The sequence below is a fragment of the Aquitalea sp. USM4 genome (genome assembly GCF_004328945.1).
GTDB classification, from domain to species: Bacteria; Pseudomonadota; Gammaproteobacteria; order Burkholderiales; family Chromobacteriaceae; genus Aquitalea; species Aquitalea pelogenes.
This window is the reverse complement of sequence record NZ_CP029539.1, coordinates 1,041,696-1,057,261: the sequence shown is the minus strand read 5'-3', so window position 1 is coordinate 1,057,261 and position 15,566 is coordinate 1,041,696. Positions and strand designations below refer to the sequence as shown.

The 15,566-nt window shown below is 60.1% G+C and carries 12 protein-coding genes; 6 read left to right on the top strand and 6 right to left on the bottom strand.

The window, feature by feature from the left end; translation table 11 throughout:
• Positions 1-62: 62 nt before the first annotated feature.
• The 5 genes from gabT to DKK66_RS04950 all read right to left on the bottom strand — a co-directional run bounded on the left by gabT (position 63) and on the right by DKK66_RS04950 (position 7,702).
• Entirely contained in the window at positions 63-1,328 is a 1,266-nt protein-coding gene (gabT, locus tag DKK66_RS04970; protein WP_045846768.1) for a 4-aminobutyrate--2-oxoglutarate transaminase, read from the bottom strand.
• 271 nt (positions 1,329-1,599) lie between these two features.
• On the bottom strand, positions 1,600-2,904 hold the full coding sequence (locus DKK66_RS04965; RefSeq protein WP_131356004.1) for a TolC family outer membrane protein: 1,305 nt from the start codon (positions 2,902-2,904) through the stop codon (positions 1,600-1,602).
• On the bottom strand, positions 2,901-5,963 hold the full coding sequence (locus DKK66_RS04960) for an efflux RND transporter permease subunit (RefSeq protein ID WP_131356002.1): 3,063 nt from the start codon (positions 5,961-5,963) through the stop codon (positions 2,901-2,903). Before DKK66_RS04960 ends, DKK66_RS04965 begins: the two co-directional genes overlap by 4 nt.
• Entirely contained in the window at positions 5,964-7,043 is a 1,080-nt protein-coding gene (locus tag DKK66_RS04955; RefSeq protein WP_131355999.1) for an efflux RND transporter periplasmic adaptor subunit, read from the bottom strand.
• 14 nt (positions 7,044-7,057) lie between these two features.
• On the bottom strand, positions 7,058-7,702 hold the full coding sequence (locus DKK66_RS04950) for a TetR/AcrR family transcriptional regulator (protein WP_045846772.1): 645 nt from the start codon (positions 7,700-7,702) through the stop codon (positions 7,058-7,060).
• Positions 7,703-7,866: 164 nt separating this feature from the next.
• On the opposite strand from DKK66_RS04950, the gene argB reads away from it, so the two are divergent.
• Together argB and DKK66_RS04940 are read left to right on the top strand one after the other, a co-directional pair.
• Complete coding sequence (argB, locus tag DKK66_RS04945; RefSeq protein ID WP_231588865.1) at positions 7,867-8,739, top strand: acetylglutamate kinase; 873 nt, start codon at positions 7,867-7,869, stop codon at positions 8,737-8,739.
• Between the two features lie 145 nt (positions 8,740-8,884).
• Complete coding sequence (locus DKK66_RS04940; RefSeq protein WP_131355996.1) at positions 8,885-9,319, top strand: CBS domain-containing protein; 435 nt, start codon at positions 8,885-8,887, stop codon at positions 9,317-9,319.
• A gap of 59 nt (positions 9,320-9,378) precedes the next feature.
• On the opposite strand, the gene DKK66_RS04935 is transcribed toward DKK66_RS04940, so the two are convergent.
• A complete protein-coding gene (locus DKK66_RS04935) occupies positions 9,379-10,152 on the bottom strand; it encodes an IclR family transcriptional regulator (RefSeq protein ID WP_045846775.1) in 774 nt (257 codons plus the stop codon).
• Between the two features lie 190 nt (positions 10,153-10,342).
• Between DKK66_RS04935 and DKK66_RS04930 the strand changes: the two genes are divergently transcribed.
• The 4 genes from DKK66_RS04930 (at position 10,343) to DKK66_RS04915 (ending at position 15,566) form a co-directional block, all read left to right on the top strand.
• The gene (locus DKK66_RS04930; RefSeq protein WP_062786581.1) at positions 10,343-11,530 is read left to right on the top strand and encodes an acyl-CoA dehydrogenase; all 1,188 of its coding nucleotides are present in this window, start codon (positions 10,343-10,345) and stop codon (positions 11,528-11,530) included.
• Positions 11,531-11,710: 180 nt separating this feature from the next.
• Complete coding sequence (locus DKK66_RS04925; RefSeq protein WP_131355993.1) at positions 11,711-12,901, top strand: CaiB/BaiF CoA-transferase family protein; 1,191 nt, start codon at positions 11,711-11,713, stop codon at positions 12,899-12,901.
• A gap of 105 nt (positions 12,902-13,006) precedes the next feature.
• The gene (locus DKK66_RS04920) at positions 13,007-14,626 is read left to right on the top strand and encodes an electron transfer flavoprotein-ubiquinone oxidoreductase (protein WP_062786640.1); all 1,620 of its coding nucleotides are present in this window, start codon (positions 13,007-13,009) and stop codon (positions 14,624-14,626) included.
• Between the two features lie 325 nt (positions 14,627-14,951).
• Positions 14,952-15,566 (top strand): hypothetical protein, encoded by a 615-nt coding sequence (locus tag DKK66_RS04915; RefSeq protein WP_131355990.1) that lies wholly within the window; start codon positions 14,952-14,954, stop codon positions 15,564-15,566.

The window sequence follows — 15,566 nt, the reverse complement described above, 5'->3', positions numbered from 1 at the left end:
GTGTGTGTGCAGACGGCCAACCCCGTTGCCGGGATTGGCCGTCATCATCAGTCCGTGACGGATCAGGCCTTCAGGGCTGCTTCCAGCTTGGCCAGCGCTTCGGCGAACACTTCGTCTTCGATGGTCAGCGGGAACAGGAAGCGAACCACGTTGTAGTACACGCCGCAAGTCAGCAGGATCAGGCCGGATTCCAGCGCCTTGGTCTGTACCTTCTTGGTGAATTCGGCATCCGGCTCGTGAGTGCCCGGCTTGTTGAATTCAACAGCCACCATGGCACCCAGGCCACGGATGTCGGCGATCTGCGGGATGTCCTTCTTCAGGCTGTGCAGTTTTTCCTTCAGCAGGTCGCCCAGCTTGTTGGAACGTTCCAGCAGGTTTTCTTCCTGAATCACATCGATCACGGCATTGGCAGCAGCCAGGCCCAGCGGGCTACCAGCATAAGTACCACCCAGGCCGCCCGGTGCCGGTGCGTCCATCAGTTCGGCCTTGCCTACCAGGGCTGCCAGCGGGAAACCACCGGCCAGCGACTTGGCCATGGTGGTCAGGTCGGCGGCAACGTCGAAGTGTTCCATGGCAAACAGCTTGCCGGTACGGGCGAAGCCGGCTTGTACTTCGTCGGCAATCATCACGATGCCGTTGTCGTCACACAGCTTGCGGATGGCACGTACCCATTCGGCCGGTGCGGAGTAGAAACCACCTTCGCCTTGTACCGGTTCGAAGATGATGGCGGCAACGCGTTTGGCTTCGATGTCGTACTTGAACAGTTTTTCGATGCTGGCCAGCGAGTCTTCAACCGAAACACCGTGCAGGGCGTTCGGGTAAGCAGCGTGGTAGATCTCGCCTACAAACGGGCCAAAGCCGATTTTGTACGGGGCAACCTTGCCGGTCAGTGCCATGCCCAGCATGGTACGGCCGTGGAAGGCGCCGCCAAATGCGATCACACCTGGGCGACCGGTGGCAGCGCGCGCCACCTTGATGGCGTTCTCGACTGCTTCAGCACCGGTGCTGAAGAAGGCGGCTTTCTTGGCGAAGTTGCCGGGGCTCAGCTTGTTCAGCTTTTCGGCCACGGTAACGTAGGATTCGTAAGGCACAACCTGATAGCAGGTGTGGCTGAACTTGTTCAGTTGTTCGGCTACGGCAGCCTGTACCTTGGCATGCAGATGGCCGGTATTCAGTACGCCGATACCACCAGCAAAGTCGATGTAACGATTGCCTTCAACATCCCATACTTCGGCGTTCTTGGCCTTGTCGGCAAAGAAAGTACACATTACGCCCACGCCGCGCGGGGTTGCATCGGCCTTGCGTTGCATCAGATCTTTGTTGCTCATTCCATCTCTCCTAAAGATTGGGGTGCCTGGTGGCATTGTCCTGAACATGAATGCTGGAGCACCTATGGCATTTGGCGATGCTTTTATCAGTGTCAACCAGTTGGCTGGGCCAGATTCTGGCGTTTTCCAGAGTGGTTTGATTCTAATCAGGTGTTTAGCAAAAAGCTACACCTGCATCAAAAAGTTAAACACTTGTTGCAAGACAAGCACACCATGAAAAAAGGGCTGCTGCGCAAACAGTAGCCCTATTTGATCAAAAATGGCAAGTTGTCTAATGTCGAATCGCCGCATTCACGATTTGCAGCCGGCTTTCATCCAGCGTCCCCGCCACCTGTTCCAATTGCAGGCGGGCAGTGAGGTAGTCGTACTTGGCGGTGGCCAGGCTGGTCATGGCATCGTAGTAAGACTGCTCGGCCTGCAGCACATCCAGATTGGTACGGATGCCGACTTCCTTGCCAAGCTTGGTGGAGTCCACCTTGCTTTTGGCCGAAACCAGCAACTGTTGTTGCGCCCTTACCAGGGCAGCGCCATTGGTCACGCCCAGCCAGCTCTTGCGCACATCCTCGCGCAACTGGCGGCGGGTGGATTCCAGCTTGTCACGGGCTGACTCCTCCTTGGCGAGTGCTTCGCGGATTTGGGAGTTGATGCCGCCACCGGCAAACAGCGGCAGGCTGACCGATACGCCGATGCTGCTACCACGGGTGACCGGCAGTGCGCCGTTCTGGTTGCTGCGGTTGTCGTTGTAACCGGCATTAAGCGCCACGACAGGTAACTGGTTGCCGCGCTTTTCGGTGACGGTCTGGCTGGCATATTGCAAGGCCTGTTCGGCTGCGCGCAGCGCCAGGCTGTTGTGCGTGGCCACTTCCAGCCAGCTTTGCAGATCGCCGGTCGGGGGAGGAGGGAGCTGCGCTTGCAGTGGCTGGATGGCGCGTGGGTCCAGCCCGGTGAGCCGGCGCAGGTTGTTCTGGCTGATTTCCTGCTGGTTGAGCGCCACGATTTCCCTGGCGCTGGCAGCATCAAAGCCGGCCTGGGCTTCGTGGGTGTCAATAATGGTGGCGGTGCCCAGATCGAAGGCGGCTTTTGCCTGCTGCAGCTGGGTCTGGTACGCCTTTTTGCTGGCACGGGTGGCGGTCAGGGTGTCTTCGGCCAGCAGCACGTCGAAGTAAGCGCGGGCAATTTCCACCATCAGTTGCTGTTCGGCAGCACCAAAGCTGGTATCTGCCTGCTGGCTGGCGATCTTTCCCTTCTGGTAAGCGCTGTATTTGCTGACATCAAACAGGGGCTGCGCCAGCTGGACGCCATAACCGGAACTGTCGTAGCTGGCCTGCCCGGCCGGCTGGGTGGGGTTGGTGTGGCTGTAGCTGCCGGTGAGGGCCACTTGCGGCAGTAACTGGGCGCGGCCCTGCACAGCCAGTTCGCGCCCGGCAGTCAGGTCGGCGCGCGAGCCGGCGTAGTCGCTGTTGTAACTGCGGGCCGCCTGCCAGGCCTCGCTCAGGTCGAAGGCAAGGGTGGCGGGGCTGGCCAGCAGCAGGGCCAGTGCAGGCAGCAGCGGGGTGAAGCGGACAAGATGTTTCATGTTGTTCTCTTTTGCGGACGGTCCACCTTGAACCACTGGGCGTACAGGGCAGGCAGGAACAGCAGGGTCAGTACCGTGGCCACCAGCAGTCCGCCCATGATGGCCACCGCCATCGGCCCCCAGAAGGTGCTGCGGGTGAGCGGAATCATGGCCAGGATGGCCGCCAGTGCGGTAAGCATGATGGGGCGGAAGCGCCGGATCGTCGAGCCGATGATGGCTTCGTGACGGTCTATGCCTTCGCTGATGTCATGTTCGATCTGATCCACCAGGATCACCGAGTTACGCATGATCATGCCGGACAGGGCAATCACCCCCAGCATGGCGACAAAGCCGAACGGTGCCTGGAACAGGATAAGGGTGAGCGTGACGCCTATCATGCCCAGCGGTGCAGTCAGCAATACCATCAAGGTGCGCTGGAAGCTGTGCAATTGCAGCATCAAGAGGGTGAGCACCACCACGATCATGAAGGGCGCGACTGCCGCAATGGCGGTTTGCGAATTGCTGCTGGACTCCAGCGAGCCTCCCAGTTCGATGTGATAGCCCAGGGGCAGGCTTGCCTCCAGCTGCTGCATTTGCGGCCACAACGCGGTGGAGACGTCATCGCCCTGCACCCCGTCGGCGACATCCGCGTTGACCGTGATGGTGGGCAGACGGTTGCGCCGCCAGATGATGGATTCCTCCGGCTGATAGTCGATCTTGCCCAGTTGCGACACCGGCACAAAGCGACCGCTGGCCGTTTGCACCTGCAAATTGCCCAGTGCCGCCACATCGCTCTGCTCCTGCTTGTTCAGCCGCGCCACGATGCCGACGGTGCGGTTGCCGTCGCGGTAGTCGGTGACGGTGGCACCGGAGATCAGCATTTGCAGCTGCTGGGACAGCGACTGGCTATTGATGCCCAGCAGGCGGATCTTGTCCTGATCCAGCGTGATGCGCAGCGCCTTCAGCTGTTCGCCCCAGTTGATGTTGACGTGGCGGGTGGCCGGGTTGGCACGTACCCGTTTTTCCACTTCGGCGGCAATGGCGCGGATCTTGTCGTGGTCCGGCCCCATCACGCGGAACTGCACCGGGTAGCCGACCGGCGGGCCGTTTTCCAGCCGGGTGACGCGGCCGCGCACCAGCGGGAAGTCGTGATCGAAAATCTGCTCGATACGGCTCTTCACCAGTTCGCGTACATGCTCGTCACCGGTCATCACCATCAGCTGGGCATAGTTCAGGTGCTGTTGCTGCTGATCCAGCGGCAGATAGAAGCGCGGGCTGCCACTGCCGACATAGCTGGTGACGCTGCGTACATTCTTGTCCTGGCGTATCAGCGCTTCCAGTTTTTTCACTTCGCCTTCGGTCGCTGCATAGCTGGTACCGCGTGGCAGCCACAGGTCCACCATCAGCTCCGGCCGGTTGGAGGAAGGGAAAAACTGCTGTGCCACCAGCAGGCGGAAGGCCAGCAAGGACAGGATGAACACGCCCAGCGTGATGGCAATCACCGTCTTGCGATAGTGCAGGCACCATTCCAGCACCGCGCGGAAGCGCAGATAGAACGGCTTGTGATAGACGTCATGCTGCTGGTGATGCGTGCTTTGTTCCGGCAGCAACTTGTAGCCGAGGAAGGGGGTGAACACCACCGCGACAATCCAGGACAGGATGAGGGCGAGCCCCACCACCGCGAACAGGCTGAATACATATTCGCCGGCATCGGATTTGGCCAGCCCCACCGGCAGGAAGGTGGCGGCGGTAATCAGCGTGCCGGTCAGCATGGGGAAAGCGGTGCTGGTGTAGGCATAGGTTGCGGCCTGGAATTTGTTCCAGCCCTGTTCCAGCTTCAGCGCCATCATTTCCACCGCGATGATGGCATCGTCTACCAACAGGCCCAGCGCGATGATGAGCGAGCCCAGCGAAATGCGTTGCAGGTCCAGCTTGAAGAAGTACATGGCGAGAAAGGTCATGGCCAGTACCAGCGGAATCGACAGCGCCACCACCACGCCGGTGCGCAGGCCCAGGCTGAAGAAGCTGACCGCCAGCACAATCAGCACGGCTTCAATCAGCGAGCGCATGAATTCGCTGACCGCGCCCTTCACCACCTTGGGCTGATCGGAAACCGCGTGAATCTCGATACCCACCGGCAGCTTGGACTGGATCTGCTTGAGCGTGGCATCCAGGTGCTCGCCCAGTTGCAGGACATCGCCGCCGCTTTTCATGGTGATGGCCAGCCCGAGTGCCGCCTGGCCATTGAAGCGCATGCGGAAGCTGGGCGGGTCGACAAAACCGCGATGAATCTGCGCGATGTCGCCCAGGCGCAGGTTCTTGCCATTGGCAATGATGGGCGTGTTGGCGACGGACTCCACCGTGCTGAAATTGCCGGTCGGGCGCACCCAGATGCGGTCGCTGGCGGTTTCATAGGTGCCGGCCGGCATCATGGCGTTTTGCTGTTGCAGGGCGCTCCAGATGGTGCTGGTGTCCAGGCCCAGCGAGGCGAGCTTGCTGCTGGACAGGTCGATATAGATGTTCTCGCTCTGCTCGCCCACCAGACTGACCTTGGCGACATCCGGCACCCGCAGGATTTCCTCCTTGGCCTGGTCTACGTAGCGACGCAGTTCTTCTGCCGTGAAACCGTCACCGGTAAAGGCATAGATGTTGCCGAAGGTATCGCCGAATTCGTCATTGAAGAATGGCCCCTGGGTGGTGGCTGGCAGGTTGTGGCGTACATCGCCCAGCTTTTTGCGCACCTGATACCACAGTGACTGCACATTTTTTGCCGGGACGTCCTCGCGCAGGGTGACAAGCAGCAGGGATTCGCCCGGCTTGCTGTAACTTTGCACGTACTTGATTTCCGGCATTTCCTGCAGTTTTTCTTCCAGCCGGTCGCTGATCTGCTGTTCAACCTCCACCGCCTTGGCACCCGGCCAATAGGTTTGTACCAGCATGGCCTTGAAGGTGAATTCGGGGTCTTCCTTCTGCCCCAGCTGGGTATAGGCCCACAGGCCCGATACCATCAGCATCACCATGAAGTACAGCACCAGCGCCTGATGACGCAGCGCCCATTCCGACAGATTGAGTTTTTTCATTTACAGGGCACCTTGCAGCAAGGTGACGCGCTGCTGGTCGTGCAGCAGGTGCACCCCGGCGCTGACCACTTTTTCACCCGGACGTACCCCGCCCTGCAGGGTGACGCTCTGACTGTCAATGCTTTGTACGCTGACTGCCCGACGGCTGACGCGCAAGGTCTTGTCATCCACCACCCACACATAATGCTTGCCCTGCTCATCCAGCAGGGCCGTCAGCGGCAGGCGCAGGCTTTGGCTCTGGCTTGCACCATTGCCGCTCAGGGTGACGGTAACGGTCTGGCCCAGTGCCAGTGCGCTGGCATGAGGCAGGCTGATGCGGGCCGCGTAGGTGCGGGTGGCCGGGTCGGCATCACCAGCCAGTTCACGCAAGCTGCCCTCGAACTGCTGCTTGCCAGCCCACAGGGTGACAACAAACTGTTTTTGCTGACGAACTTGTTGCAAGGCGTTTTCCGGCACCTGAATGGCAGCTTCCCGCTCGCCATCGTGTGCCAGTCGTGCCACTGGCTGGCCGGCTGCCACGACCTGACCCGGCTCAGCCAGCATCTGGCTGACAATGCCGTCGGCGTCGGCAAGCAGCTGGGTATAACTGCCCTGATTGCGGCTGGCAGCCAGTTGGGCACGGGCTTCATCCCGTTTGGCGCGGGCGGCGTTGACGCCATTTTGCTGGCTGTCCACCTGCGCCTGGCTGATGAATTGCTTGGCCAGCAACTGTTGATAACGTTGCAAGTTCAACTGCTGCTGGGCCAGATCGGATTCTGCTGCGGCCAGCTGGGCCTGTTTGGCGCTGATATCCAGGCTGGTGTCGCTGGGGTCGAGACGCGCCAGAACCTGGCCTTTTTTCACGTGTTCGCCGCTGTTCACCAGTTTTGCGACCATCTTGCCGCCAATGCGGAAGGCAAGGTCGGTTTCGGTGCGGGCGCGAATCTGCCCGGCAAAGCTATCGCTTGGCGTGTTGCCAAGGGTACCGACCGTGGTCACGCGCACCGGGCGGATTTCTTCCACGCTGTTGTCGGGTTGTTGGCAAGCGCTCAGCAGCAGGGTGAGTGCCACAAGGCCGGCGAGTCGGAAGGGAATGGACATTGGCAGTATTCCTGTCAGTTCTTTTTCAGGCCGTGCAGTACCAGATCGAGTGCATCCTTGAGGAAGCCGAGCGGGTCCTTGGTGGAGCCGATGCAGCAGCCGGGCAGCTGGGCGAAGGAGTGGTTGAAAATCATGGTGGTCAGCAGGGGGGCCAGCAGGGCATCCACGGTATGTACCAGCGGTACCTGGCGGAATTCGCCGCTGGCAATGCCGCGCTCCAGCACCGTGCTGAGCATCTGGTTGCTGGGGGCAATCACTTCTTCAAAGTAGAACTGCGCAAGCTCGGGGAAGTTTGCCGCTTCGGCAATCATCAGCTTGCACAGGCCGGCGGATGGCGCAGAGCCAACCTCCTGCCACCAGTGCTCTATCATGTGATGAAGCAGTTCGCTGGTACTGCCCTGGAAGTCAGCCGCAACCTGCGCCAGCTGCTGCAGATTGGCCACAATGGTGCCGCGGGCGATGGCCTTGAAAATCTCTTCCTTGTTCTGAAAGTAAAGATAAGGCGTGCCCTTGGTAACACCGGCAGCCCGCGCGATGTCTTCCATTTTGGTGGCGCGATAGCCTTTCTCGACAAACTGGATCAGTGCTGCGTCCAGAATTTCGGCCGGGCGGGCTTCCTTTTTTCTGCGCCAGCGTGCGATTGGGCAGTTTTCTGTCATGGATTTATCTGAATGTCTGTTCATTAATGCTGTGCAATGTAGTGCAAAGTAGTGGCCAGTACAATTAATAAATCAGTGTTCAGTAGTTTGATTGATTAGAATGCAACACATTGTCGCCCATGGCCGGAGCGCTTCCGGCCTTCACCCTGCAGAAGGAGATCGTTGTGTCTGTAAATGCCGCTGAAAAAGCGTTGGTTCTCGCCGAGGCCCTGCCGTATATCCGCCGTTTTTCCGGCAAGACCATCGTGATCAAGTACGGTGGCAATGCCATGACCGACGATGCGCTCAAGGAAGGCTTTGCCAAGGACATCGTGCTGCTCAAGCTGGTGGGCATCAACCCGGTGGTGGTACATGGCGGTGGCCCGCAAATCAACGAGCTGCTGGAGCGCGTCGGCAAGGAAGGCAAGTTCATCCAGGGTATGCGCGTGACCGACCAGGAAACCATGGACGTGGTGGAAATGGTGCTGGGCGGCCTGGTGAACAAGGAAATCGTCTCGCTGATCAACACCCATGGTGGCAAGGCTGTTGGCCTGACCGGCAAGGACGGCCACTTCATCCGTGCGGAAAAGATGTTCCTCAGCGATGAGAGCGATGAAAAGATCGACATCGGCCAGGTTGGTGAAATTTCCAGCATCGACCCGTCGCTGGTGTCCTTGCTGGACCGCCAGGACTTCATCCCGGTAGTGGCGCCTATCGGTGTGGGTGCCAATGGCGAAGCCTACAACATCAATGCTGATCTGGTGGCGGGCAAGCTGGCGGAAACCCTGAACGCCGAAAAGCTGATCCTGATGACCAATACTCCCGGCGTGCTGGACAAGGCAGGCAAGCTGCTGACCGGCCTGTCCGCCCAGCAAGTGGATGCCCTGTTTGCCGATGGCACCATCCACGGCGGCATGCTGCCCAAGATCAGCTCGGCGCTGGATGCCGCCCGCAGCGGCGTGAATACCGTACACATCATTGATGGTCGCGTACCGCATGCACTGCTGCTGGAAATCATGACCGATGACGGCGTGGGCACCATGATTCGCGCCAGCTGAACCAATGCTTTGAATTGACCAGGCCGGGGGCGTCATGCCCGCCGGCCTTTTTCTTGCCCTGCCGCCAGCCATGTTGTTGATCAAACTTGTTCTATAGTATTGAAACAGCCTGTTTCAGGTTCTCTTGGCCGATGAGGAGGGTGCAATGCAGACAGTCAGACAGTTGCTGGAGCAAAAGTCCGGGCGGGTACTGGTTACCGTTACGCCGGAAAGTACCGTATTTCAGGCATTACAGGTGATGGCAGAACATGATATCGGCGCGGTGCTGGTGATGGAGGGCGGCGAAGTGGTCGGCATTTTCTCCGAACGGGACTATGCGCGTCGTATTGTGCTGCAGGGGCGTACTTCTGCTGGCACCCGCATCCGCGAGATCATGACCAGCAAGGTGGTGTATGTCACACCGGAACAGAATTCCGACCAATGCATGGCGCTGATGACCGAAAAGCACATCCGTCACCTGCCGGTACTGGAAGACAAAACGGTGCTGGGCATGCTGTCGATTGGCGATCTGGTTCACGCCACCATCAAGGAGCAGGAGCAGGTCATCAACCAGCTGGTGCATTACATCCAGAGCGCCTGAAGTCATGCATGATGCAAAAAGCCCGCACAAGCGGGCTTTTTTGCATTTCGCGTCAGGCATCAGGCCACTGGCACGATGCGCTGGCGCAAGGCAATCAGCGCTGGTGCCACTTGCTGTTGCATCACCTCGGCGCTGAAGGCAAAGGCCGGGCCACTGGCGTTCAGGCTCATCGGCGGCTGGCCGGGTGTGGGCGAGGGCAGGTGTACGCCCACGGCCATCACGTCCGGTTCGTACTCGCCGAATGATGCGGAGTAACCGCAGCGCTGGTATTCCGCCATCGCCTGTTGCAGCCGTTGCTGCAGCTCCGGCCAGCGCTCGCCATAACGCGTGGCCAGTTCGCCATCCAGTTGCTGGCGCACATTTACCGGCAGTCCGGCATAAAAAGCCCGGCCGATGGCGGTAGTGGCAATCGGGACGCGCGAGCCCACGGTCAGTTGCACGCTGACACGCGACTGGCTGCGGTAGGTTTCCAGATAAACCATGTCTGTGCCGTCGCGCATGGCCAGACTGATGGAAACATTGTTTTCCAGCGCAAATTCCCGCATCAGCGGCCCGGCGACCTGGCGGATGTCGTAGCTGGCCAGTACTACCGAACCCAGTGCCAGCAAGGCTACGCCCAAGCGGTAGAAACCGCTGTGTTCGTCCTGGGACAGATAGCCCAGCGTGGTCAGGGTGTAGGTCAGCCGCGATACCGTGGACTTGGGCAGCCCGGTGCGCTTGGCAATTTCCAGATTGGACAGTGCCGACTCCCCAGGCCGGAACGCGGCCATCACCTGCAGGCCACGCGCCAGCGCGGTGACGAACAGTCGGTCCTTGTCATCTTCTTCCTGCATTGCATTCCTCGATTCTGTTTGGATGGGCCGGATTTTCCCTCCGGGCTGTCTGGCGCGAGCGGCAAGGATAGCCTGCTTGCGACGCCGATAAAAGAAAACGCTTTACAGCCGATTTTGGAGTTGCTAGTCTATTCTGCAATGTAAAACGCAATTCCGCAATGCGGAACAAGCTAATCAAGGAGAACTCTCGATGGCCGCATCCAACAGCCGCGCACCCTTTGCCTGGGAAGATCCCTTCCTGCTGGCCGACCAGCTGACCGAAGAAGAGCGCCTGGTCCAGCAGACTGCCGAAGCCTACTGTCAGGACCGCCTGCTGCCGCGCGTGCTGACGGCCAACCGCGAAGAGCGCTTCGACCGCGAAATCATGAGCGAGATGGGCGAACTGGGCCTGCTGGGCTGCACCATCGATGGCTACGGCTGCGCTGGTCTGAGCCACGTGGCCTACGGTCTGGTGGCGCGTGAAGTGGAACGCGTCGATTCTGGCTACCGTTCGGCCATGAGCGTGCAGTCCAGCCTGGTGATGCACCCGATCTGGGCCTACGGCTCGGAAGCACAGAAAGACAAATACCTGCCCAAGCTGGCCACCGGCGAATGGGTGGGCTGTTTCGGCCTGACCGAACCGGATGCCGGTTCCGACCCGGCCGGCATGAAAACCCGCGCCCGCAAGGTAGACGGCGGTTATGTCCTGTCCGGCAGCAAGATGTGGATCACTAACAGTCCGGTGGCTGATGTGTTTGTGGTGTGGGCCAAGGATGACGAAGGCGAAATCCGCGGCTTCGTGCTGGAAAAAGGCATGAAGGGCCTGTCCGCTCCCAAGATTCACGGCAAGTTCAGCCTGCGCGCCTCCATCACCGGTGAAATCGTGATGGACGAAGTGCTGGTGCCGGAAGACGCCATCCTGCCGGGTGTGAAAGGCCTGAAAGGCCCGTTCGGCTGCCTGAACAAGGCCCGCTACGGCATCGCCTGGGGCGCCATGGGTGCCGCCGAATTCTGCTGGCACGCCGCACGCCAGTACACGCTGGACCGCAAGCAGTTTGGCCGACCGCTGGCCGCCACCCAGCTGATCCAGCTGAAGCTGGCCAATATGCAGACCGAAATCGCGCTGGGCCTGCAGGCAGCCATTCGCGTCGGCCGCTTGCTGGACGAAGGCAAGGCTGCGCCGGAAATGATTTCGCTGATCAAGCGCAACAACTGCGGCAAGTCGCTGGACATCGCCCGCATCGCCCGCGACATGCACGGCGGTAACGGTATTGCCGACGAATTCCATGTCATCCGCCACGTGATGAACCTGGAAGCCGTCAACACCTATGAAGGCACGCACGATGTGCATGCCCTGATTCTGGGCCGCGCCCAGACCGGTATTCAGGCATTTGCCTGATAGCACAGCGGGGGTGTGGCTCCACCTGCCCCCGTTGTTGGTTCCTGTCTGTCCTTGCGAGGCCCGGTGCTTACCGGGCCCTTTTTTTGGTGAACATTGTCATGTGGCTGTTTAAGCGGCGGCATCACACTGTCCATCCGGCCGCCAGACGGCCGCTAACGAATCAATCAGGAGAACACCATGGCGGGCGCACTTGCAGGCATCAAGGTTCTGGATCTTTCCCGGGTACTGGCCGGGCCGTGGGCAGGCCAGTTGCTGGCCGATCTGGGTGCCGAAGTGCTCAAGGTGGAGCGCCCGGGTGCCGGGGACGACACCCGCCAATGGGCACCGCCCAGCCTGGCGGATGGCACGGCAGCCTACTTTTTGTGTGCCAACCGCGGCAAGCGCTCGGTGACTGTCGATATCACCAGGCCGGAAGGGCAGGAGATTGTCCGCGCGCTGGCACGCGATGCCGACGTGGTGATTGAAAACTACAAGGTGGGCGGGCTGAAAAAATACGGGCTGGACTACGACAGCCTCAGCCAGCTCAATCCGCGGCTGGTGTATTGCTCCATCACCGGATTCGGTCAGGATGGCCCTTATGCCGAGCTGCCCGGCTACGACTACATCGTGCAGGGCATGTCCGGCCTGATGAGCATTACCGGCCCCGCCGATGGCGAACCGCACAAGGTGGGCGTGGCGGTCACCGACCTGTTCACCGGCATCTATGCCAGCAATGCCATTCTGGCGGCCATCATTGCGCGCCAGAGCAGTGGCAAGGGCCAGTACATCGACATGGCCTTGTTTGATTGCGCGCTGGCGTCCTTGGCCAATATCAATATGAACTGGTTGATTGGTCAGCAAGTGCCGCCGCGTCTGGGCAATGCCCACGCCAACATCGTGCCGTATCAGGTGTTTGCCTGCGCCGATGGCCATTTCATTCTGGCTTGCGGCAACGACAAGCAATTCCGTGCGGTATGCCAGGTCATCGGCCTGCCGGCACTGGCCGATGACGAACGCTTTGCCAGCAATCCGCAGCGGGTGAAGCACCGCGACAGCGTGGTACCCTTGCTGGCCGAAGCTTTCATGGGCAATACCCGCGAACAATGGCTGAAACGGCTGGATGAGGCTGGAGTGCCATGTGGCCCGATCAACACAGTGGACGAGGCCTTCCGCGATCCGCAGATTCGCCATCGCGGCATGGAAATACACATGCAGGACAGTGTGGGGCAAAATGTGCCCCTGGTAGGGTGTCCGATCAAACTTTCCGGTACGCCGGTCGAGTACAATCAGGCCCCTCCCAAACTGGGTGAACATACCGACGACGTACTGCGCGCGCTGGGCTACGACGCTGCCACGATTGCCACACTGCGTGAGCAAGGCACCGTTTAAACGCTTGTTTGATTTTGACGAGCGTGGCTGCTTCATTGCATGATGACTGCCAGCTAATAAGGACAGCCCTTCGGGCGCAAAGGAGATGTGGTGCAACGCGATTATATGGAATACGACGTGGTGATCGTCGGCGGCGGCCCTGCCGGGCTGTCTGCCGCGATTCGCCTGAAGCAAGTGGCCGAACAGAACGGCCAGGAAATCAGTGTCTGTCTGCTGGAAAAAGGCTCGGAAATCGGCGCACATATCCTGTCCGGTGCCGTGATCGAAACCGGGGCCCTTTCCGAACTGATCCCGGACTGGAAAGAAAAAGGTGCACCGCTGAATACCCCGGCGCTGTCCGACCGTTTCCTCTACCTGACGGAAACCGAGTCCATCCAGCTGCCGACCCCGCCGCAGATGCACAATCACGGCAATTACATTGTCAGCCTGGGTAACTTCTGCCGCTGGCTGGGCGAGCAGGCCGAAGCCCTGGGCGTGGAAATCTACCCCGGTTTTGCCGCCGCAGAAGTGCTCTACCATGCCGACGGCTCGGTCAAGGGCGTGGCCACGGGTGCCATGGGCACCGGCAAGAACGGCGACCAGCCGGGCGAACCCGGCATGGAGCTGTGGGCAAAACAGACCATTTTTGCCGAAGGCTGTCGCGGCTCGCTCACCAAGATGCTGTTCGAGCGCTTTGGCCTGCGTGACGGTGCCGACCCGCAAACCTACGGCATCGGCATCAAGGAGTTGTGGGAAGTCAAACCGGAAAATCACAAGCCCGGCACCATCACCCACACCGTGGGCTGGCCGGTGGACACCGCCACTTACGGCGGCTCCTTCATGTACCACCTGGAAGACAATCAGGTGGTGGTGGGTTATGTGGTGGGGCTGGATTACACCAACCCCTACCTGTCACCGTTCGAAGAGTTCCAGCGCTTCAAGACCCACCCGGCCATCAAGGGTGTGTTCGAGGGTGGCCGTCGTCTGAGCTATGGCGCGCGCGCCTTGTCCGAAGGCGGCATCCAGAGTCTGCCCAAGCTCACCTTCCCCGGTGGCTTGCTGGTGGGCGACACCGCCGGCTTCCTCAATGTGCCCAAGATCAAGGGCACGCACACTGCGATGAAGTCCGCCATCCTGGCGGCCGATGCCGTGTTTGCCTTGCTGCAGGCCAATCCGGAAGCCCAGGGGCTGGAAGCAAGCGCTTACTCGGCCAGCTTCAAGCAAAGCTGGCTGCACGAAGAACTGCATCAGGTGCGCAATATCCGCCCGTCCTTCCGCTGGGGCCTGTGGCCGGCCATGATCTATTCGGCCATCGACACCTTCCTGTTCCGTGGCAAGGCCCCGTGGACGCTGCGTCACAAGCATGCAGACCACGAAGCGCTGCGCCCGGCCAGCGAATGCACGCGCATTGATTATCCCAAGCCGGACGGGGTGCTGACCTTCGACCGCCTGTCCTCGGTGTTCATTTCCAACACCAATCACAGCGAAGACCAGCCGCCACACCTGAAGCTGAAAGATGCCAGCGTGCCGATCAGCTTCAACCTGGCCAAGTATGATGCACCCGAGCAGCGTTACTGCCCGGCCGGTGTGTATGAAATCGTCGGTCAGGAAGAAGGCAGCCCGCGCCTGCAAATCAATGCGCAGAACTGCGTGCATTGCAAAACCTGTGATATCAAGGACCCCAGCCAGAACATCAACTGGTGCACCCCGGAAGGTGGTGGCGGTCCCAACTATCCCAATATGTAAGCAGCGCGCAGTATTGCTGTTGCAAAAACCCGGCCAAGGCCGGGTTTTTTTGTGCAATGCAACGATTTCTTGCATTCCGCCTTGACAGCCCACTGCCCTTGTTGGCAGGATGGTCGGCATGATTACTTTTTCTGCAGTCTTTAACGCCTATTTTTATTGGTACCGCACATCACGGCGGCTCCAAGGGGCGTCTCTGCAGCAGTAAAAAGTAACAGAGAACGAACAAACCCGAACAATGCCGCCGCGGTCAATCCGGCGGCATTTGTTATTTCCAGACAAAGCAGGCGCCGGACCCACCCAGGCAAGCAGACTGGAGATCCAGGTCATGAATGAAGTCAGTGATGCAAGGCAGATCGCCCGAGAAAGCGCCAATCTGGTGCTGGACGGTGCCGTATGGTCCGTAACCCTGTTGACCGATGGTGAGGCCCTGGCCAATACCGTGGCACCACAAACGGACAGCCTGTATCACACCCTGCAACAGCACGACCAGACCGCAGCCACCCCGGTGCTGGAGTCCCTGCTGCCGGACATCCGCGCCCTGGCCATGTTGCTGTCTTCACTACGCAGCAAAAGCACCTGCTCCCCTAGCCGCTTTGCCGATGAAGCCGACTGGCTGGCTGCCCGTATTGCCGTCCTCGCATTGAGCCATGTCGCCGTTACCTTGCCGGAACTCAGCCTGCTGGACGAAGCCAACCGCCGCCTGCGGATGCTGTCTGACCAGCTGCACATGACGCTGCCAACGGCCGCACCGGTTTTGTTGACTGCGCCCCAGCGTAATCCGGGCATGTTGCAGGGCTGGAGCCGCCAGCGCATGAGCGGTATGGTCGGCGTGGCGCACGGCATGCAATCCCTGTTCATGGCATCGCGTCTGGCGGCCCAGCAATGCCGCGACCGTCTGCACCCGCTGTGGCAGCGCCTGCAGGCCCCGGCCAGCAACTGA

What these genes read in the sequence shown, in the direction of transcription:
- DKK66_RS04915 (WP_131355990.1), top strand. Translation starts at nt 14,952, where the DNA reads ATGAATGAAGTCAGTGATGCAAGGCAGATCGCCCGAGAAAGCGCCAAT.
- DKK66_RS04920 (WP_062786640.1), top strand. Translation starts at nt 13,007, where the DNA reads ATGGAATACGACGTGGTGATCGTCGGCGGCGGCCCTGCCGGGCTGTCT.
- DKK66_RS04930 (WP_062786581.1), top strand. Translation starts at nt 10,343, where the DNA reads ATGGCCGCATCCAACAGCCGCGCACCCTTTGCCTGGGAAGATCCCTTC.
- DKK66_RS04965 (WP_131356004.1), bottom strand. Translation starts at nt 2,904, where the DNA reads ATGAAACATCTTGTCCGCTTCACCCCGCTGCTGCCTGCACTGGCCCTG.
- DKK66_RS04960 (WP_131356002.1), bottom strand. Translation starts at nt 5,963, where the DNA reads ATGAAAAAACTCAATCTGTCGGAATGGGCGCTGCGTCATCAGGCGCTG.
- gabT (WP_045846768.1), bottom strand. Translation starts at nt 1,328, where the DNA reads ATGAGCAACAAAGATCTGATGCAACGCAAGGCCGATGCAACCCCGCGC.
- DKK66_RS04940 (WP_131355996.1), top strand. Translation starts at nt 8,885, where the DNA reads ATGCAGACAGTCAGACAGTTGCTGGAGCAAAAGTCCGGGCGGGTACTG.
- DKK66_RS04925 (WP_131355993.1), top strand. Translation starts at nt 11,711, where the DNA reads ATGGCGGGCGCACTTGCAGGCATCAAGGTTCTGGATCTTTCCCGGGTA.
- DKK66_RS04950 (WP_045846772.1), bottom strand. Translation starts at nt 7,702, where the DNA reads ATGACAGAAAACTGCCCAATCGCACGCTGGCGCAGAAAAAAGGAAGCC.
- DKK66_RS04955 (WP_131355999.1), bottom strand. Translation starts at nt 7,043, where the DNA reads ATGTCCATTCCCTTCCGACTCGCCGGCCTTGTGGCACTCACCCTGCTG.
- DKK66_RS04935 (WP_045846775.1), bottom strand. Translation starts at nt 10,152, where the DNA reads ATGCAGGAAGAAGATGACAAGGACCGACTGTTCGTCACCGCGCTGGCG.